Source organism: Mycobacterium sp. ELW1, assembly GCF_008329905.1.
Taxonomy (GTDB): Bacteria; Actinomycetota; Actinomycetes; order Mycobacteriales; family Mycobacteriaceae; genus Mycobacterium.
This window is the reverse complement of the sequence record NZ_CP032155.1, coordinates 1577932-1597229: the sequence shown is the minus strand read 5'-3', so window position 1 is coordinate 1597229 and position 19298 is coordinate 1577932. Positions and strand designations below refer to the sequence as shown.

Sequence of the window (19298 nt, the reverse complement as noted above, 5' to 3'; positions counted from 1 at the left end):
TTGCCCCGTCACCCCGCGGTCGGGCCGGGAACCCAGCACGATGCCAGGTGATCGTCGACCATCCCGGTGGCCTGCATCAGCGCGTAGGCGGTGGTGGGGCCGACGAAGCGGAAACCACGCTTCTTGAGGTCCTTGGCCATCGCCTGGGACTCCGGCGTGATCGCCGGCACGTCGGCCATCGTCTCGGGCCGCGGGCGCCGTGGCGGGGCGTAGGACCACAGCAGGTCGGACAGGTCGACGTCGAGGTCGGCGACGGCCCTGGCGTTGGCGATGGTGGCCTCGATCTTGGCGCGGTTGCGCACGATGCCCTCGTCGGCCATCAACCGGGTGACATCACGGTCGCTGTAGCCGGCCACCGTCTCGATGTCGAAGCCGCTGAACGCCCGCCGGAAGTTGTCCCGTTTGCGCAGGATGATCAGCCACGACAAGCCGCTCTGGAACGCTTCGAGGCTCATCCGCTCGAACAGCGCCACCTCGCCGCGCAGCACCCGGCCCCACTCGTCGTCGTGGTAGTCGCGGTACAGCTGCGACCCTTGCGCCCAGCCGCAGCGGGTGCGGCCGTCGTCCGGCACCGGTTCCGTCACACCGATTCCTCGTCGGCAACAGGCGCGGCGTGGTGGGTGTGTACCGGCTCGTCGAGCCCGGCGGCTGCACGCACCGCGGAGAGTTCGCCGCGCAGCTGGTCCAGTTCGGCGCCGAGGCGGTCCAGCACCCAGTCCACTTCGCTGGTCTTGTAGCCGCGCAGCACCTGGGTGAACTTGACGGCCTCGACATCCGCGCCGGTGACCCCGGAGGCGGGCAGCACGGTGGCCGTGGTCGCCCGTGGCAGCGGCGGCAGCTCCTCGCCGCGCCCGAACACCAGGCTGGCCACCCCGAACAGGACGATGCCGATCAGGATCAGCACCACCAGGTACAGCAGGATCAATGTCACGTCACGAGATTACTTGCGCCGAGATCGACGTTCCGCATGCTTGCACTCGCATTTCTGCGGCGAAATGTCGGTGTGGGCGAGCGACGCGGTCAGCGCAGGGTGTTCATCGGCGGCCGGTCGGCCAACGAGACCTTGGTGGTCTGCGGCAGGTAGCCGTCGTGCCCGTCGGGCAGGAACTGCGTCAGCCCGATCCCGGAGTCGGTGATGCCGCACCGGGACAGCAGTGTGGCGATCACCTGACGGCTCATCGCACCCAGCTCGATCAGCGGCCGGTTGCGGTGGCTGCGCACGCCGAGGTTGACCTGCGCGATCGCCTGCAGGCCGAGGCGGTCGTAGGTGTCGACCAGCAGGCCGATCTCCACGCCATAGCCCGGGGCGAACGGCACCGAGGTCAGCAGCTCGCGGGTGCCGGCGTACTCGCCGCCCAGCGGCTGCAGCACGCAGCCCAGTTCGGGGCGCAGCGCGGCCAGCAGCGGACGGGCGACCAGTTCGGTGACCCGGCCGCCGCCGTTCGCGTCCTCACCCTTGCCGACCTTCAGCGGGCGCCGGTAGAAGCCCTTGACCAGGTGAATCCCATCGCCGGTGAGCAGCGGACCGACCAGTCGCGGCACGAACATCGGATCCGGGTCGATCAGGTCGGAGTCGACGAACACGATGATGTCGCCGGTGGTGGCCGCCAGCGAGCGCCACAACACCTCGCCCTTGCCGGGCTGCGGCTCCACCTCGGGCACCGCCTGCTCACGGGTGACCACCCGGGCGCCGGCGGCGATGGCTTCGATCTCGGTGTCGTCGGTGGAGCCGGAATCCAGCACGATCAGCTCGTCGACCAGGCCGCCCAGCAGCGGGCGGATGGTGTCCACCACCGATCCGACGGTCTCCTCCTCGTTGAGCGCAGGAAGGACGACGGAGATGGTGCGGCCGCGTTTGGCGGCCACCAGTTCAGCGATGGTCCAGGTCGGCCGGCTCCAGCTGTGGTCAGACAGCCAGGTGTCGCCGGGAAGTGTGTCGTTGGCGAGTTCGGTCATGCCAAGCCCCTCACCGTCCGCGCAGGCGGACGCTCCCCACGGATCGACGCGACCATTTCCAGCACACGCCGAGTGGGTCCCACTTCATGCACCCGGAACATCCGGGCTCCGTCGGCGGCGGCCAAAGCGGTCGCTGCCAGCGTGCCCTCGAGGCGTTCGGTGAGCTCCACACCCAAAGTCTCCCCGACGAAATCCTTGTTACTCAGCGCCATCAGGACGGGCCATCCGGTATTAACAAGATCTTTTACGTGGCGCAACAAAGTAAGACCGTGATGAGTATTTTTGCCGAAATCGTGGGTCGGGTCGATCAGAATCGCGTCCCGGGCCACCCCGACGGCCACCGCGTGTTCGGCGGCGGAGGTGACCTCGGCGATGACCTCGTCGACCACGCCGGTCACGGTCGTCCCGTAGCTGACCCGGAACGGCCGGGTGCGCGGTGTCGCGCCCCCGGTGTGCGAGCACACCAACCCGGCCCCGAAGTCGGCGGCGACCTCCGGAAGGGCCGGGTCGGCACCGGCCCAGGTGTCGTTGATCAGGTCCGCTCCGGCCGCGCAGGCCTGCTTGGCCACCGCGGAACGCCAGGTGTCGACGCTGATCAGCTGGTCGGGATACTCGGCGCGCAGCCACTCGATGAACGGCACCACCCGGGCGATTTCCTCGTCGGCGTCGACCACGGTTCCGGGCCCGGCCTTGACTCCCCCGACGTCGACCACGTCGGCCCCCTCGGCGACCACCCGATGGGCGGCGTCCTTGGCGGCCTCGTCGGTGAAGGTCGCGCCCCGGTCGTAGAACGAGTCGGGGGTGCGGTTGACGATCGCCATGATCAGCGCGCGATCACCGGCCACCGGCCGTCCGCAGAACGTCGACTTCACTCCACCATGGTGCCTGGTGGCGCCGAGTTCGACGAAATGGCGGCTGCCTATCCCTTGGGCCGGGAGCCGGCCGCCACTTCCTCGGGATACTCGTCGTAGAACGGCACGTAGCCCTCGTCGCGGCCCTTCAGCACGTAGAGCGGGTCCTCGATCTCCTCGCCGTCGGCCCCGTAGCCCTGTTTGCGCAGGTCGACCTTGCGGCTCTTGAAGGTCGACGTGGTCTCCAGCGACTCGACGATCCGGATGAACAACGGAACGGCGTAGCCGGGCAGGTTGCCGTAGACGGTGTCGGCCAACGCCTTGCCGTCGAATTCCACCCCGTCACGCAGCTTGACCGCCGCCATCCCGGCCCGGCCGCCGGTGTCGGGCACCTCGACGCCGAACACCGTCGACTCCTCGACGTTCTTGTCCTGTCCCAGCGCGGCCTCGACCTGGGTGGTGGCGACGTTCTCGCCCTTCCACCGGAAGGTGTCACCGAGCCGGTCGGCGAAGGCGGCGTGGCGCATGCCCTGCGGGTTCATCACGTCGCCGGTGTTGAACCAGACGTCGCCCTCTTTGAACGCGTTGCGCACCAGCTTCTTCTCGCTGGCTTCCTTGTCGGTGTAGCCGTCGAAGGGCGAGAGCTTGTTGACCGGACTGATCAGCAGGCCCGGCTCACCGGGCGCCACCTTGCGGACCCGGCCGTTCTCGTCGCGGGCCGGTTCGCCGGTCTCCGCGTCGTACTCGACGTAGGCCAGTGGCATCGGGCTGATGCCGGTGGTCTTGGGGATGTTGAAGATGTTGATGAACGCGGTGTTGCCCTCGCTGGCGGCGTAGAACTCGGCGACCCGGCCGATGTTGAACCGACGGGTGAACTCGTCCCAGATCTCCGGGCGCAACCCGTTGCCGGCGATGACGCGGATCTTGTGGGCGCGGTCGGTGTCCTTCGCCGGCTGGTTCAGCAGATAGCGGCACACCTCGCCGATGTAGATGAACGCGGTGGCTTCCATTTGGATCACGTCGTCCCAGAACCGGGACGCCGAGAACGACTTACCCAGTGCCAGTGTGCCGCCCGCGTTGATCACCGACGACACCGCGACCGTGAGCGCGTTGTTGTGGTAGAGCGGCAGCGGGCAGTACAGGGTGTCATTGCTGTTGAGCCGCAACCCCAATCCGCCGAACGCCGCCAGCGCGCGCAGCCACCGGTGGTGGGTCATCACGCTGGCCTTGGGGTGCCCGGTGGTACCCGAGGTGAAGATGTAGAACGCGGTGTCCTTGGCCTGGACCTGTGACGCCGACGCCGGGTTGTCGGTGGGCTTGCCCTTCGCCTGCTCTTCGAAATCCTCGATGGTCACCAGGTCGGCGACCTCAGCGCCGCTTTCGGTGATCGCATCGATCAGGTCGGACTCGGCGATCACGACCTTCGCATCCAGCAGACCGATGCTGTGCGACAACACATCTCCGCGTTGGTGGTAGTTCAGCATGCCGGCCACCGCACCGCACTTGACCGCGGCGAGCATCATCAGCACGGCGTGGGGCGAGTTGCGCAGCATGATGCCGACGACGTCGCCGCGGCCAACTCCCTTGTCGGCCAACACCGCCGCCAACCGGTTCGCCGTCTCGTTGGCTTCGCGATAGGTGATCTTGTCGTCACCCATCCGGATGAACACGCGGTCGGCATAGCGCGCGGCGCGATCTTGGAACACCTTGCCGATGGAGGTCTTCGTGGTCGGCAGCGCCAGCAGGCCGGTCAGCGCGCCGCGCACGATCACCGGCGCATCCATCACCACCGCAGGCAGCCGGGTGGCCAGGTCGAGCAGCCCTACCGAATGCTTCGCACCCGACTTTCCCGCGCCGGAATCGCCGGATTCGGCAGAACTATTGCTGGCCATCGATGCCACCTCCCGTGTGTCGCCCGTCCCGCGAGTCAGAGTAACCCTGGTCACGTCCGGGGTGCGCAGACGTCGAGCGCCGCCTCGACGACGTCGACGACCACCAGCCGGTCCAGTGCTGCCTGCGCGACGAAACCGGGCTCGACCAGTGACCCCAACCAGGTGCGCAGACCGTCGTAGTGGCCGGTGGGATCGAGGAGCACCACCGGCTTTTCATGCATACCCAGGTACCCAGCGGTCCACGTTTCGAAAAGTTCCTCCAGCGTGCCGATCCCACCGGGAAGCGCCAGGAAGGCGTCACTGCGGTCTTCCATAACCTGTTTGCGCTGGCGCATGGTGTCGGTGACGATCAGCTCGTCGGCCTCGACGTCGGCGAGCTCCCGGTGCACCAGCGCCTTGGGGATGACCCCGACGGTGCGCCCGCCGTGGGACCGGGCACCCTCGGCCACCGCGCCCATCGCCGAAACGTTGCCGCCGCCGGACACCAGCGTCCACCCGCGGTCGGCAATCGCCTCCCCCACCCGTCGGGCGAGGTCGAGCAGGTCGGGGTGACGCGGGCCGGATGCGCAGTAGACGCACACCGCCCACTCGTCGTCGCGGTTCTCGGGTTCCACACCGGCAAACCTAACGCAGCCGCCGCACCGCCGCTCGCGCAGATCCCCCACCCGTCGGGCGAGGTCGAGCAGGTCGGGGTGACGCGGGCCGGATGCGCAGTAGACGCACACCGCCCACTCGTCGTCGCGGTTCTCGGGTTCCACACCGGCAAACCTAACGCAGCCGATTTGCGGCTATTGCCGTGCCGGTGCGGTGGAGGCAAATACAGTCCGGCTATGCCGAATCGGTGGCCGCTCGTGCCGCGCCAGTCCTGCGACCGCGCGATCGAGCTGCTCGACAGTCATCGCGGGCTGGCCTTGGTGGGCGCCGACGGGGTCGGCAAGACGACGCTGGCCGGCCAGATCGCCGAGCGGCTCGGGGAGGCGACGCCGGTCCGGGTGAAGGCCACCGCCACCCAGGCCGCCGTGCCGTTCGGGGCGTTCGGCCCACTGGTCGAGGTCCATGAGGTGGGCAAGCCGGCGGCGCTGATCCATTCGGCGCTGGAATCTCTACTCTCCCAAGCGGATAGCACGTTGATCATCGTCGACGACGCTCAGCTGCTCGATCCGCTGTCGGCCAGCCTGGTCTATCAGTTGGCGCGGCACGCGTCGGCCCGGCTGATCGTCACGGTCCGGGCGGGCGCGACGCTGCCGTCGGCGGTGACCGCGCTGGCCGACGACGGGCTGCTGACCACGCTCGAGGTCGGCCCGCTCGATCAGGACGAAACCGGCGCCGTGCTGGCTGCGTTGGGCCAGCCCCTGGGCGACGAGTACCGCCGCACCGGCGGCAATCCGCTGGAACTGCGGTTGCACCTGCAGACCCGTTCGGCGGCAACGTCACTGGACGGTCTGGTCGATGCGTATGTAGCCGAGCTACCGGCCGGGGCCCGCACCGCACTGAGCTACCTGGCCGTGCATGAACCGCTGTCACGCGACGACCTTGCCGCACTCGCCGGCGAGGACGCCGTCGCACAGGCCGAAACAGCCGGTGCTGCAGAGCTATTCGGCGAGACGGTGTATGCCGGTCATCCGCTGTTCGTCGAGCGGATGGCCCAGGACGCCGACCCGGCCGACACCAGGCGGTTGCGGACCGAGATCCTGGCCCAGCTCGCCGCCCAGCCCCACCGCCACCTCTGTGATCGCCTCGGCCGCGCAGCGCTCGCACTGGACAGCGACTCCCCCGAGCCCGTCGATGACGTGGTGGCGGCGGCACAGCAGGCACTGCGGCTCGGCGATCTGACCCTGAGTGAACGGCTCGCCGGGGCGGCCCTGGCGCGGTCCGAACGCTTCGACGCGCGGCTCGCGCTCAGCTACGCGCTGGCCTGGCAGGGCCGCGGCCGGGAAGCGGATTCGGTGCTCGCCGAGGTCGATGCGGCCGCACTCACCGAGGACGAAGTGATGGCCTGGGCGTTGCCGCGGGCGGCCAACCAGTTCTGGATGCTGTCCGAACCCGAGCGCGCCACCGCGTTTCTGCAGAACATCCGCAAGCAGGTCAGCACGCCGGCGGCCAGGCTGACGCTGGAGGCGTTGTCGGCGACCTTTGCGATGAACGCCGGCAATGTGGCGCGCGCACTGGAGATCGCGGCAGGCGTGCTGGCGGCCCCGGAGGCCGAGGACATGGCGGTGGCGTGGGCGGCCAGCGCCTCGGCGTTGTGCTCGGCACGGATGGGCCGGTTCGATCAGGTGGACGCACTGGTGGAGCGGGCCTTGGATGCCGAACATCCCGGCCTGCTGCGGTTCACCGTCGGCCTGGCGCAGACCACCACGCTGTTGATGACCGGGCGGCCCGACGCCGCGCTCGACGCCGCGGGTGAGTTCACCGACTTCGCCGAGCTGGCCCAGCCGGGTCGCGCGATCGGTGACGTGTTGCTGGCGCAGGTGTTGATCGCGCGGGGCGACCCCGCCGGCGCGGCGCGACTGCTCGGCCCAGCCGCGGCGACACTGGAGCGCACCGGCTACTCGTGGGGGCCGCTGTCGCTGATGTACCTGGCCACCGCGCTGGCCCAGCAAGGCGAGATCGCCGATTCGGCGAAGGCGCTGAGCCGGGCCGACTCCCGGCACGGCACCAAATCAGCGTTATTCGCCCCCGAGCTGGGTGTGGCGCGGGCATGGCAGCTGGCCACGGTCGGCGACGGCACCCACGCCGCGATCGATGCGGCACGCGAGGCGGCCCGCGGCGCCGAGCGCAGCGGCCAGTTGGGGGTCGCGGTGTGGGCGTGGAACGAGGCGGCACGGCTTGGCGATGCGCAGGCCGCCGGGGCGATCGCGAAACTGGCGGAGACGGTGGACTGCGCGTTCACCCGGTGAGGTAGCGCCGCAACGTCTCGGTGACGGCGGTGATCTGGGCCAGCGCCACCCGTTCGTCGCGTTTGTGCGCCAGATTCGGGTCGCCCGGTCCGTAGTTCACGGCGGGAATGCCCAGTGCGGCGAACCGGGCGACGTCGGTCCAGCCGAACTTGGCACGCACCATCCCGTCGGCGGCCGCCACCAGCGCCGCCGCCGCGGGGTGACTCAGCCCGGGGAGCGCACCGGCGGCCGCATCAGTCTGTTCCAGATGTACGTCGAGACCGTCGAACACGTCCCGCACGTGGGCCAGTGCGTTCTCCGGCGTACGGTCCGGCGCGAACCGGAAGTTCACGGTCAGCGCGGCGGCGTCGGGGATCACGTTGCCGGCCACGCCGCCGTCGATCTTCACCGCCGAGAGTCCTTCGCGGTACGTACAACCGTCGATGTCGACCATCCGGGCCTGATAATTGGACAGTCGGTCGAGTACCGGGCCGAGCTTGTGAATCGCGTTGTCGCCCAACCAGGATCGCGCCGAGTGCGCCCGCGTACCGGTCGCCGAGACGACCACCCGCAAAGTGCCCTGACAGCCCGCCTCGATGTAGCCGCCGGACGGTTCACCCAGGATCGCGACGTCCGCGGTCAGCCAGTCCGGAAGCTCGCGCTGGATCCGATTCAATCCATTGGCCGAGGCTTCGATCTCTTCGCAGTCGTAGAAGATCAGGGTGATGTCGTGGGCCGGTTCGGCGATGGTGGCGGCCAGATGCAGGAACACCGCATCACCGGACTTCATGTCCGAGGTGCCGCACCCGTACAAGTGGTCGGCGTCGAACCGCGACGGCACGTTGTCGGCGATCGGGACCGTGTCGAGGTGACCGGCCAGCACCACCCGCGACGGCAGACCGAAGTTCGTGCGGGCCAGCACCGCGTCCCCGTTGCGAATGATCTCGTAGCCGGACGTCTGCGCGCGCAGCGCCGATTCGACCTCGCCGGCGATCCGCGCCTCGTCACGCGACACACTCGGGATATCGACGAGCGCGGCGGTCAGCGCGATCGGGTCAGCGTGTAGATCCAACACAACTGACCAGGCTAGCGGGCAGCGCGATGCATTACGGTGGAGCACCGTGACTTCTGCTGCTGGCGTCGGATTGGCCACCATCACCGAGGACGGGACCGTCCTCGACACCTGGTTCCCGGACCCGGAACTGGGCGCGTACAGCCCGTCGGGCAGCACCCGGCTCTCCGTTGCCGAAGTGCCCGACGATCTGGCAGCCGCCGCAGGCCCCGATCAGGCCCGCGGCGTGGAGACGATCGTGGTGCGCACGGTGATCGCGGACCTGGCCGACAAGCCGCTCGACACCTATGACGCCTACCTGCGGCTGCACCTGCTGTCGCACCGGCTGGTCGAGCCGCACGGCCTGAACCTGGACGGCATCTTCGGTGTGCTCACCAACGTGGTGTGGACCAACTTCGGGCCGTGCCAGATCGAGGGCTTCGAAGACGTCCGGCTGCGGCTGCGCAGCCGAGGTCACGTGGCGGTCTACGGCGTGGACAAGTTCCCCCGGATGGTCGACTATGTGCTGCCGACCGGAGTGCGCATCGCCGACGCCGACCGGGTGCGCCTCGGTGCGCACCTGGCGCCGGGCACCACCGTGATGCATGAAGGCTTCGTGAACTTCAATGCGGGCACACTCGGTGCGTCGATGGTCGAGGGCCGCATCTCGGCGGGTGTGGTCGTCGACGACGGCTCCGACATCGGTGGCGGCGCCTCGATCATGGGCACGTTGTCCGGCGGTGGCACGCAGGTGATCTCCGTGGGCAAGCGCTGCCTATTGGGCGCGAACGCCGGCCTGGGCATCTCGCTGGGCGACGACTGCATCATCGAGGCCGGCCTGTACGTGACCGCGGGCACCAAGGTCACCACCCCGGACGGCACGACGGTCAAGGCCCGCGAACTGTCGGGCGCGAACAACCTTCTGTTCCGCCGCAATTCGGTGACCGGCGCCGTCGAGGTGGTCGCCCGCGACGGCAAGGGCATCGCGCTGAACGAGGCTTTGCACGCGAATTAGGCGGGCCTTTGCACGCCAACTAGCTCCGGGTGTGAAAGACGACTGCTCGGGTATAGGAGCAGCGTGTTTCCGGATGACTTGCGGCAGTTGGCCGCGGCCCATGGCGTGGCAACCTCCTATCGCAACGAGCGACGGGAGCCGGTCGAGGTCGACGCCGACGTGGTGATCCGGGTTCTGGGGTTACTCGACGTAGACGCGACCACCGAGGCCGCCCGGCGCGCCGAATTTTCCGCGCTCGCCGAGCTCCGACGCGCAGGGCGACTGGCCCCGACGATCGCTGTCCGGCTGACCGGCGCCCCGCACTCGGTGCCCGGCGCCGAACTGCTGGTCGGTGAGGACGGCAGCCGCATCGCGGTCAGCGACGAGCTGCCCGGCGATCTCGCACCGGGCTGGTACCGGCTGCACACCCACGACGGCCAGCAGGTGACGCTGGTGGCCGCGCCCGCGCAGGTGCCGCGGACGCCCGACACGTGGGGCTGGATGCTGCAGTTGTATGCCCTGCGTTCACAGCGATCCTGGGGTATCGGTGATTTCGGCGATCTGCGGGAGTTCCTGGAGTGGACGGTCGCCGAGCACGGTGCCGGCGCGGTGCTGCTCAATCCGCTGCACGCACCGGGCCCGACGCATCCGGTGCAACCCTCCCCGTACACGCCGTCGAGCCGGCGGTTCTCCAATCCCCTGGCGCTGCGCATCGAGGATCTCGAGGCGTATCACCAAGCCGACCCCGGCACCCGCGCGGAGGTGGACGCGCTGCGCGTCTCGGCAAGCACCGAGCGCATCGATCACGATCTGGTGTGGGCGGCCAAACGCTCTGCGCTGGAAGCACTCTGGCGCGCGGTGGGCCGGCCCACTCCGCTCGATGGATCCCCGGGCACGGAGGGGTTGACCGACTGGGCGACCTACTGCGCGCTCGCTGAGCGGCATGGCGGACGGTGGAGCCGGTGGCCCGCCCTGCTGCGCGATGTGACGGGTTCCGCCGTCCTGGCTGCCCGTCGGGAATTGGCGTCGCGAGTCGACTTTCACGCCTGGGTGCAGCAGCAGTGCGCCGAGCAGTTGGCCGCGATACGCGCGGCCGGACGAACCGCAGGCATGGCCCTCGGCGTGCTGCACGACCTGCCCGTCGGGGTGGACGCCGACGGCGCGGACGCGTGGGCGCTGGCTGATGTGCTCGCCGCCGGCGTGAGCGTCGGCGCGCCGCCGGACAACTTCACCCCTCGCGGTCAGGATTGGGGCCTCCCACCGTGGCGTCCCGACCGCCTGGCCGCCACCGGATACGTGGGATTGCGGGACATGTTGCGCGCCATCCTGTCTCACGCGGATGGTCTGCGCATCGACCATGTGGCCGGTCTGTGGCGGCTGTGGTGGATACCGCCCGGCGACACCCCGGATCGCGGCACCTACGTGCACTACGACGCCGACGTCATGCTCGCGGTTCTCGCCCTGGAGGCGCACCGGGCCGGCGCGGTCGTCGTCGGTGAAGACCTGGGCACCGTCGAACCGGAGGTCACCGAGGCGTTGGCCGCCAACGGCATGCTCGGCTCGGCGGTCTCGTGGTTCACCCGCGACGAGGCCGACCCGGACCAGCCGCTGCTCCCTTCGGCGGCGTGGCCGGAACGTGCGGCGGCCAGCCTGTCCACCCATGACCTGCCCACTGCCGCAGGGTTTCTCCGCGGCGAGCATGTGCGCGCCCGCGCCGACCTGGGCCTGCTCGACGACGTCCCGGCCGAAGAAGCGAACGCCGCCACCGAGCGCGCGGAATGGGTTGCATTGCTGCGCAGCGAAGGGCTGCTGGCCGACGGTGAACCCGACGAAGCGTCGATCATCCTTGCGATGCACCGTTTTCTGGCGTCGACGCCGAGCCGGCTGAAGTTGATCTCGCCGTACGACGTCATCGGCGAGGTTCGGCAGCCGAACCTTCCGGGCACAATCGACGAATACCCGAACTGGCGGCTGCCGCTGGCTGAGACCCTCGAGGAGCTCCGGGCGGATCCGCGGGTTGCCGAGATCGCCGCGGCCTTTCGGCGCTAGAAACCTGGGTGGTGAGCGCTACTTCGCCGACAGGATGCAGAACTCGTTGCCCTCGGGATCGGCCAGCACCACCCAGCTCTGCTCGCCCTGGCCGATGTCCACGTGGCGCGCTCCGAGCCCGAGCACCCGGTCGACCTCGGCCTGCTGATCGTCGGGCGTGAAGTCGAAGTGGATGCGGTTCTTGATCACCTTGTCGTCGGGCACGGTCAGGAACAGCCAGTCGGGCCCGGCGCCGGCGGGGGCGCGCAGGGCCACGTCGCCGTCCTCGGTCGGCTCGGCGGGCCAGCCCAGCACCGTCGACCACCACGCGGAGAGCGCATGGATGTCGTGGGCGTCGATGCAGACTTCGCTGAACCGCAGCGTCACTTCATCAGCTCCTTCTTGACGACTTTGCCCATCGCGTTGCGCGGCAGCGAGTCGACCAACCGCACTTCCCGCGGCCGCTTGTGCACCGAAAGTTGTTCGGCGACAAAGGCGATGAGGTCGTCGGGGTTGGCGTCGCCGACGACGAATGCGACGATCCGCTGGCCGAGATCGGTGTCGGGCAGGCCCACCACCGCGACCTCCTCGACGCCCGGATGACCGAGCAGCACCGTCTCGACCTCACCGGCGCCGACCCGAAAGCCGCCGGACTTGATCAGGTCCACCGATTCCCGCCCGACGATGCGGTGCATGCCGTCGCCGTCGACGACGGCGGCGTCCCCGGTGCGGTACCACCCCTCTGGATCGAACGCCTCTGCGGTGGCATCGGGCCGGTTGAGGTAGCCCTCGAACACCGTCGGGGCCTTGAGGTGAAGGCTGCCGATGGTCTCGCCGTCGTGGGGTGCGACCGAACCGTCCTCGTGCACCAGCCGGGTCTCGACCCCGTTGAGCGGCAAGCCAACCCAGCCGGGACGTCGTTCACCGTCGGCGCGGGTGCTCAGCGTGATCAGCGATTCGGTGCTGCCGTAGCGCTCGACGGGGGGCTGGCCGGTCAGTTCGGTCAGCCGAGTGAACACCGGCACCGGGAGCGCAGCGCTTCCGGACACCAGCAGCCGGGCCGAAGCCAGCGCGGTGGCCGCGCCGGTGTCGGCGACCACCCGCGACCACACGGTGGGCACCCCGAAGTACAGGCTGCCGCCGGCGGTGGCGTAACCGGCCGGGGTGGGTTTTCCGGTGTGCACGAAGCGATTTCCCACCCGCAGCGACCCGAGCAGTCCGAGGATCAGGCCGTGTACATGGAACAGCGGCAACCCGTGTACGAGGGTGTCATCGGGGGTCCACTGCCAGGCCTGGACCAGTGCGTCGATCTGGGCCGCGATCGCGCGCCGGCTGATCAGCACACCTTTGGGCAGGCCGGTGGTGCCGGAGGTGTACATGACCATCGCGGTGCTCGACGGCGCCGGCTCGGCATAGCGATGCCACGACCGCGCGTGCATCCGCACCGGAACATGCGGCAGGCCACCGAGATCGGCGGGCAACTCCCCCAGCCAGGCCTGGGCGCCGGAGTCGGTGAGAATGTGCGCGCGTTCGGCGACCCCGACGTCGGCGGGCACCGGCACGAACGGGACGCCGGCGATCAGGCAGCCGGTGACGGCGAGCACCGTGGCGGGGGTGGGGGTGGCCAGCACAGCGACCTGGCGGGCACCGCCGATGCGCTCGGCCACCGACGTCGCCGCCCCGACGAGATCACTGCGGGACAACACGGCGCCGTCGATCCGAACGGCGTCGCCGATGTCGGCTCCGGCGGCGACGGTGGCGGGATTCAGGGAGGCCAGCAGCACGCCGCCGACGCTACCGAAGATACTGGCCTGGTGAAGCCCATCACCCAGCTCTCATCGCGCGAGGTGTACCGCAACCGCTGGATGTCGGTGCGTGAGGACATCGTCGAACGGCCAGACGGCTCCACCGGCATACACGGCGTCGTCGACCGGCCCGACTATGCGGTGGTCATCGCCGTCGACGGCGACCGGCTGGCGATGGTCGAGCAGTACCGCTATCCGATGGGCGCCCGCCGCTGGGAGTTCCCGATGGGCACCGTCCCGGGGGACCCCGACATCGAACCGGCCGATCTGGCGGCCCGCGAACTACGCGAGGAAACCGGCCTCACGGCAGGCTCGCTGACGGTGCTCGGCCGCCTCGACGTCGCGCCCGGGATCATGAGCCAGCGCGGCTGGGTGTTCCTGGCCACCGACATCGTCGAGGGTGAGCCCGATCGCGAGCACGAGGAGCAGGACATGCACTTCGCATGGTTCGAGCGCAGCCGGTTCGAGGAGATGGTCCGAACGGGCGAGATCACCGATGCCCAGTCGCTCGCGGCATACGCACAACTGCTGCTCAAGGAGCGTTTCGAGGCCTAATCGTGACCGGCGCGCGTGGGGCAGATGTGACAGGTGAGGTTTTCTGACGGTTACGCTGATAACTCGCAACGACGTTCCGAGGAGTCATGAACCGCCAAAGTTGGGGTGCCACGCTGGTGGCCGCCGCGACGATCTGCGCCGCAGGACTGGTGTCCCCCGCCTCGGCGCACGGTCAGCCGCTGGCCTGGAACGGGCGCTTCCAGATGACCACCTACGCCTCCCAGAAGGCCGGCACCAGCCCGGCCACCCGCCAGAAGGAGAACGACTTCGGCGCGGTGTTCACCCTGTCGACAGCGTGCTCGGGTGGCGCCTGTGTGGCCACCGTCGTCGACGGCCCCGCACCGAGTAACCCGACGATCCCCCAGCCGACCCGCTACACCTGGAACGGTGCCGAGTGGGCCACCACCTACGACTGGGTGTGGGACTGCTTCCTCGGCGACGGCTATCAGAAGCAGTGGAGCCCGGCCACCTCCTGGGCGTTCTACACCCCACAGCCCGACGGCTCCCTGCGCGGCACGTGGCACACCGACATCGCGTCCGGACCCTGCCGCGGCAGCGTCGTCATGCCCGTCGCGGCAGTGCCCGCCTGACCTCGGGCCGCATCGCCCGCACAATGGAGAACGTGACCGACACGGCGACCACGACGACGGCGCGCAACCATGCTTTTGACCTCTACCGGGTGGTCGCCCTGGTGTTCGTCGTCATCGGGCACTGGATCGCGGCGGCGCTGACCTATTCCGACGGCGGGTTCTGGCGGGACAACCCGCTGGTCGACATGCCGTGGACGCAGTGGTTGACGTGGATCTTCCAGGTCGTCCCGGTGTTCTTCGTGGTGGCCGGCTACGCGAGCGCGGTGTCGTGGACCCAGCGCACCTCCGACGAGTCCAGGCAGGCGTGGCTGCGGCGGCGACTGGTCCGCCCGCTGGGACCGACCGTGGTTTACGTCGTGTTCGCTCTACTGGTCGTGGCGGTCCTCGGCCGGGTCGGGGTGGCGGGCGCGGAGCTCGACTTCGGCGCCTGGGCAGTGGCAATGCACCTGTGGTTCCTGGGCATCTACGTGGTGGTGGTCGCGCTGACCCCGGTCGCGGTGGCCGCACACCGACGGTGGGGCAAATGGGTGCCGTTCGCGATGACGCTCGCGGTCGCGGCGGTGGATGTGGCGAGCATCGGCGCGCACCTGCCCTACGTCGGCTGGCTGAACTATCTGCTGGTCTGGGGGGTGCTCTACCAGCTCGGCATCGCCTGGCACGACGGTACACTGTGCCGGCGCGCGGCGATCGCGGTGGCCGTTCTGTCGGCGATCGTGCTGGCGCTGGCGGTCACCGTCGGGCCCTATCCGGTCAGCATGATCGGGGTCCCGGGCGCGGTGGTGAACAACACCGGACCGCCCAATCTGGCGCTGCTGGCGCTCGGCGGGGTGCAGGCCGGGGTGGCTCTGGCGGTGGCGCCCACGGTGAACCGGATGGTGAAATCCGTTCGTACGCAGCGCCTTCTGACCATCGCCAACGACAACGTGATGGCTCTCTATCTATGGCACATGGTCCCGGTCGTCATCGTGGCGGTCGCCGGGTATCCGACCGGGCTGCTGCCGCAACCGACACTCGGCACCGCGGCCTGGTGGTGGTTCCGGCTGGAGTGGGTGGCGATCCTTGCGGTGGTGGCGGCGATCGAGCTGCTGTTGTTGTGGTGGGGCCGCAGAGTGTTCTCGGCGCCGCTGCCCACGGTCGCAGTGGCGATCCCATACCGGCTCGGCGAAGGGTTGTTGTTCGCCGGCACGCTGACGATCGCGGTGACCATCTCGGTGTTCGCGACACTCGGATTCGCCCCCGGCGGGCGATTCCCCCTCGCCATCAGCATCGCCTTTGCCCTTGGCGTGCTGCTGGTCTCGCTGACCCCGGTCAGTACGCGTCGATCCCGAGTTTGACCGCCAGCACCAGACCCGCGACACCGATGAGGATGCGCAGCGGGGTGCCCGGAGCGCGCCGGACCACCACAGGTCCCAGCCGGGATCCGATCAGGCAGCCGGCGCCCAGCGGGATGACGGCGAGCCAGTGCACCGGCGCGAGGAACGCGAACAGCACCGCCGCAACGGTGTTGGCCAGCCCGAGCAGGATGTTCTTGGCGGCATTGGCGTGCGCGAGGCTGTCGGCTCCCGCGTTGAGCAGCAGCGCCAGGAACAGCACGCCCGCCGCGGCACCGAAATAGCCTCCGTACAACGCGATTCCGAAGATCGCGACGCTCTCCGCCACCACAACGAGTCGGCGCCGTCGCCCGGGATGGGGTGTGCCGCGCGGAGCGACGATCGCCACCGAGGCCAGGGCGAGCAGGATCGGAACCACCTTCTCGAACGCGTCGGCCGGGGTGGTCAGCAGCAGCACCGCGCCGGCGGCCCCGCCCGCGATGGTCACCGGCGCCATCCGGGTGATGAAGCGTCCTTGACCGACCAGTTCGGGCCGGGACCCCCACGCCGAGCCGATCCCGTTGAACACCAGGGCGACCGTGTTGGTCATATTCGCCGTCACCGGCGGCAACCCTATCGCCAGCAGGGCCGGGTAGGTGGCCACCGAGGCCAGCCCGGCGATGCTGCCCGTCAACCCACCGAGCACACCGGCGATCAGCAAGGTGACGGCGTCGAGTGCGCTCAGGTGCGAATCCTTGTCTAGCGATGGGTCAGAGCTCGCAGAAAGAACATCAGGTTGGCCGGGCGTTCGGCAAGTCGGCGCACGAAGTACCCGTACCACTGCGTGCCGAACGGCACGTACACCCGGACCTGGTTGCCCTCCGCCGCGAGCCGGCGCTGCTCGTCGTCCCGGATGCCGTAGAGCATCTGGTACTCGAAATGGTCTGTATCCCGGCCAAATTCGTTCGACATCTCGGTGGCGGCCGTGATGACCGCGGGATCGTGCGAGGCGACCATCGGATATCCGTTGCCGGTCATCAGGGTGCGCAGACACCGTAGGTAGGACGCGGTCACCTCGGCGGCATCACGGTAGGCCACCGACGCCGGTTCGTCGTAGGCGCCCTTGCACAGCCGGATCCGGGCCCCGGCTGCCGCGAACTCGGCGCAGTCGGCCTCACTGCGTTTGAGGTAGGCCTGCACAACGGTTCCGACCCAGTCGAATTCGGTGCGCAGCTCGCGCACGATCGACAGCGTCGAGTCGGTGGTGGTGTGATCCTCGGCGTCCACGGTGACCCACACGCCGACCTGCTGCGCCCGGTGGCAGATCGTATGCGCGTTCTCGAAGGCGATCTTGTCGCCGTCTTGTGGAAGCGCCTGGCCGAGCGCGGAGAGTTTGAGCGACACCTCCAGCGGCCGGACGGTGGCCGCATTCTCGGATCGGGCACCGAGCGCGTCGAGCAGGTCGAGGTAGGCCTCGACGGTGGCCCCGGCCGCGTCGGTGTCGGTGACGTCCTCACCGAGGTAGTCGATGCTGACCATTCGTCTCGAGTCACGCAGCGCGCAGACGGCGGTCAGTGCAGCGTCTGTCGTCTCCCCCGGTACGAACCGGCCGACCACGTCACGCGCGATCGGTAGGTGTTCGGCACTGTGCCGCAACCGATTCGAGCGGCTGGCGGCCAGGATGGCCGGTCGGGCAATCCGGTTGAAGGCGCTCATCACTGCACCCCCATGTGCGGATAGGTGTGATCGGTGGGCGGAACGAACGTCTCTTTGATGGACCGTGCCGACGTCCAGCGCAGCAGGTTGAGCGGTGAGCCCGCCTTGTCGTTGGTGCCCGAGGCCCGCGATCCGCCGAACGGCTGCTGCCCGACGACCGCACCGGTCGGCTTGTCGTTGACGTAGAAATTGCCCGCCGCGAATCGCAGCCGCTCGGCCGCCTTCTGGACGGCGGCCCGGTCGTCGGCGATCACCGCACCGGTCAGCGCGTAGCGTGACCCGCCGTCGACGACGTCGAGAACAGCGTCGAAGTCGTCGTCGGGATAGACGTGGACGGCCAGGATCGGTCCGAAGTACTCGGTGCTGAACGCCTCGTCGGTCGGATCGTCGGAGAGCAGAACCGTCGGGCGCACGAAATAGCCCTCGCTGTAGTCACATTCACCGCCGACGGCGACGGTGACACCGGGGGCGCTCTTGGCTCGTTCCAAAGCACGCGAGTTCTTGGTGAAAGCACGGGCGTCGATGACGGCCCCACCGTAGTTCGACAGGTCGGTGACGTCGCCGTAGGTCAGCGCCTCGGTGGCGCCGAGGAAGTCGTCGCCCATGGTCTGCCACACCGACCGCGGGATGAAGGCCCGCGAGGCGGCCGAGCACTTCTGACCCTGATAGTCGAACGCCCCGCGAATCAGCGCGGTACGCAACACATCCGGATCGGCCGAGCTGTGCGCGACGACGAAGTCCTTGCCGCCGGTCTCGCCCACCAGTCTCGGGTAGCTGTCGTAGTCGGCGATGCGGGTGCCGACCTCGCGCCACAGGTGCTGGAAGGTGGCGGTCGATCCGGTGAAGTGGATACCGGACAGCCGCCGGTCGGCCAGCACGACGTCGGACACCGCAAGCCCGTCGCCGGCCACCAGGTTGATCACCCCGGGAGGCAGGCCGGCGGCTTCGAGCAACTGCATGGTCAGGTACGCCGCGAAGGTCTGGGTGACGGACGGTTTCCACACCACGGTGTTGCCCATCAGCGCCGGCGCCGTCGGCAGGTTGGCGGCGATCGCGGTGAAGTTGAACGGGGTGACGGCGTAGACGAAGCCGTCCAGGGGGCGGTAGTCGGTGCGGTTCCACACGCCCGGACCACTCATCGGCTGCTGGGCCAGGATCTGCCGGGCGAAGGCGACGTTGAAGCGCCAGAAGTCGACCAGCTCGCAGGGGGCGTCGATCTCGGCCTGGTAGGCGGTCTTGGACTGGCCCAGCATGGTGGCCGCGGCGATCTTCTCCCGCCACGGGCCGGCCAGCAGGTCGGCGGCGCGCAGGAACACCGCGGCCCGTTCATCGAACGGGGTGGCGGCCCAGTCGTGTTTGGCGGCCATCGCCGCATCGACCGCAGCGGTGGCGTCGGCGGCCGTGCCGTTGGCCACAGTGCCCAGCCGGGCACTGTGCCGGTGCGGTTGGACCACGTCGATGCGGTCGCCATCGCCGAGGCGGTGCACGCCGCCGATCACGTGCGGCAGGTCGATGGGGTTGGCGGACAGATCGTTCAGGGCCGCGGTGAGGCGGTCCCGCTCGGCAGAACCGGGGGCGTAGTCGTGAACCGGCTCGTTGGCCGGAGCGGGAACATCGGTGCGGGCGTCCATGCCCTTCAGGATGGCGTCCGACGCGTCCGGAACTGTTGGC

At 69.2% G+C, this 19298-nt stretch carries 18 protein-coding genes; 6 read left to right on the top strand and 12 right to left on the bottom strand.

What is annotated here, in order from left to right; genetic code table 11:
* Positions 1–8: 8 nt before the first annotated feature.
* From D3H54_RS07540 to log, 6 genes are all read right to left on the bottom strand, one after another.
* Positions 9–572, bottom strand: a complete 564-nt coding sequence (locus D3H54_RS07540) for a DNA-3-methyladenine glycosylase I (RefSeq protein WP_149383401.1) — start codon at positions 570–572, stop codon at positions 9–11.
* Between the two features lie 8 nt (positions 573–580).
* Complete coding sequence (locus tag D3H54_RS07535; RefSeq protein WP_149378518.1) at positions 581–931, bottom strand: DivIVA domain-containing protein; 351 nt, start codon at positions 929–931, stop codon at positions 581–583.
* A gap of 89 nt (positions 932–1020) precedes the next feature.
* A complete protein-coding gene (locus D3H54_RS07530) occupies positions 1021–1956 on the bottom strand; it encodes a glucosyl-3-phosphoglycerate synthase (protein WP_083121248.1) in 936 nt (311 codons plus the stop codon).
* Entirely contained in the window at positions 1953–2777 is an 825-nt protein-coding gene (gene folP / locus D3H54_RS07525; RefSeq protein ID WP_286199262.1) for a dihydropteroate synthase, read from the bottom strand. Before folP ends, D3H54_RS07530 begins: the two co-directional genes overlap by 4 nt.
* A gap of 98 nt (positions 2778–2875) precedes the next feature.
* Entirely contained in the window at positions 2876–4699 is a 1824-nt protein-coding gene (fadD6, locus tag D3H54_RS07520; protein ID WP_149378516.1) for a long-chain-acyl-CoA synthetase FadD6, read from the bottom strand.
* Between the two features lie 50 nt (positions 4700–4749).
* Positions 4750–5313: a cytokinin riboside 5'-monophosphate phosphoribohydrolase gene (gene log / locus D3H54_RS07515; protein WP_149383400.1), complete on the bottom strand. Its 564-nt coding sequence runs from the start codon at positions 5311–5313 to the stop codon at positions 4750–4752.
* A gap of 216 nt (positions 5314–5529) precedes the next feature.
* Here log and D3H54_RS07510 point away from each other — a divergent pair, with 216 nt between their 5' ends.
* Positions 5530–7599 (top strand): ATP-binding protein, encoded by a 2070-nt coding sequence (locus D3H54_RS07510; protein ID WP_149378515.1) that lies wholly within the window; start codon positions 5530–5532, stop codon positions 7597–7599.
* On the opposite strand, the gene dapE is transcribed toward D3H54_RS07510, so the two are convergent.
* Positions 7589–8653: a succinyl-diaminopimelate desuccinylase gene (dapE, locus tag D3H54_RS07505; RefSeq protein ID WP_149378514.1), complete on the bottom strand. Its 1065-nt coding sequence runs from the start codon at positions 8651–8653 to the stop codon at positions 7589–7591. The two genes, D3H54_RS07510 and dapE, sit on opposite strands and share 11 nt — an antisense overlap.
* Before the next feature lie 46 nt (positions 8654–8699).
* Here dapE and dapD point away from each other — a divergent pair, with 46 nt between their 5' ends.
* Both dapD and D3H54_RS07495 read left to right on the top strand, forming a co-directional pair.
* Positions 8700–9644: a 2,3,4,5-tetrahydropyridine-2,6-dicarboxylate N-succinyltransferase gene (dapD, locus tag D3H54_RS07500; protein ID WP_149378513.1), complete on the top strand. Its 945-nt coding sequence runs from the start codon at positions 8700–8702 to the stop codon at positions 9642–9644.
* A gap of 63 nt (positions 9645–9707) precedes the next feature.
* The gene (locus tag D3H54_RS07495) at positions 9708–11672 is read left to right on the top strand and encodes a 4-alpha-glucanotransferase (RefSeq protein WP_149378512.1); all 1965 of its coding nucleotides are present in this window, start codon (positions 9708–9710) and stop codon (positions 11670–11672) included.
* A gap of 18 nt (positions 11673–11690) precedes the next feature.
* On the opposite strand, the gene D3H54_RS07490 is transcribed toward D3H54_RS07495, so the two are convergent.
* Entirely contained in the window at positions 11691–12038 is a 348-nt protein-coding gene (locus D3H54_RS07490; protein WP_149378511.1) for a VOC family protein, read from the bottom strand.
* Complete coding sequence (locus D3H54_RS07485) at positions 12035–13435, bottom strand: acyl-CoA synthetase (RefSeq protein WP_149378510.1); 1401 nt, start codon at positions 13433–13435, stop codon at positions 12035–12037. Before D3H54_RS07485 ends, D3H54_RS07490 begins: the two co-directional genes overlap by 4 nt.
* Positions 13436–13516: 81 nt before the next feature.
* On the opposite strand from D3H54_RS07485, the gene D3H54_RS07480 reads away from it, so the two are divergent.
* The 3 genes from D3H54_RS07480 (at position 13517) to D3H54_RS07470 (ending at position 15935) form a co-directional block, all read left to right on the top strand.
* Complete coding sequence (locus D3H54_RS07480; protein ID WP_432246580.1) at positions 13517–14011, top strand: NUDIX domain-containing protein; 495 nt, start codon at positions 13517–13519, stop codon at positions 14009–14011.
* Between the two features lie 86 nt (positions 14012–14097).
* A complete protein-coding gene (locus tag D3H54_RS07475; protein ID WP_210419658.1) occupies positions 14098–14601 on the top strand; it encodes an Rv2253 family sensor-like surface protein in 504 nt (167 codons plus the stop codon).
* A gap of 23 nt (positions 14602–14624) precedes the next feature.
* Positions 14625–15935, top strand: coding sequence for an acyltransferase family protein (locus D3H54_RS07470; protein ID WP_149378508.1), 1311 nt, complete (start codon positions 14625–14627; stop codon positions 15933–15935).
* Here the strand turns inward: D3H54_RS07470 and D3H54_RS07465 are convergent.
* From D3H54_RS07465 to pruA, 3 genes are read right to left on the bottom strand one after another with little or no spacing between them, the layout of a single operon-like run.
* Entirely contained in the window at positions 15910–16632 is a 723-nt protein-coding gene (locus D3H54_RS07465; protein ID WP_286199159.1) for a sulfite exporter TauE/SafE family protein, read from the bottom strand. The genes D3H54_RS07470 and D3H54_RS07465 overlap by 26 nt on opposite strands.
* Before the next feature lie 38 nt (positions 16633–16670).
* Complete coding sequence (locus D3H54_RS07460; RefSeq protein ID WP_149378507.1) at positions 16671–17627, bottom strand: proline dehydrogenase family protein; 957 nt, start codon at positions 17625–17627, stop codon at positions 16671–16673.
* Positions 17627–19258, bottom strand: coding sequence for an L-glutamate gamma-semialdehyde dehydrogenase (pruA, locus tag D3H54_RS07455; RefSeq protein WP_149378506.1), 1632 nt, complete (start codon positions 19256–19258; stop codon positions 17627–17629). The genes D3H54_RS07460 and pruA overlap by 1 nt, the downstream gene beginning before the upstream one ends.
* Between the last annotated feature and the right edge of the window lie 40 nt (positions 19259–19298).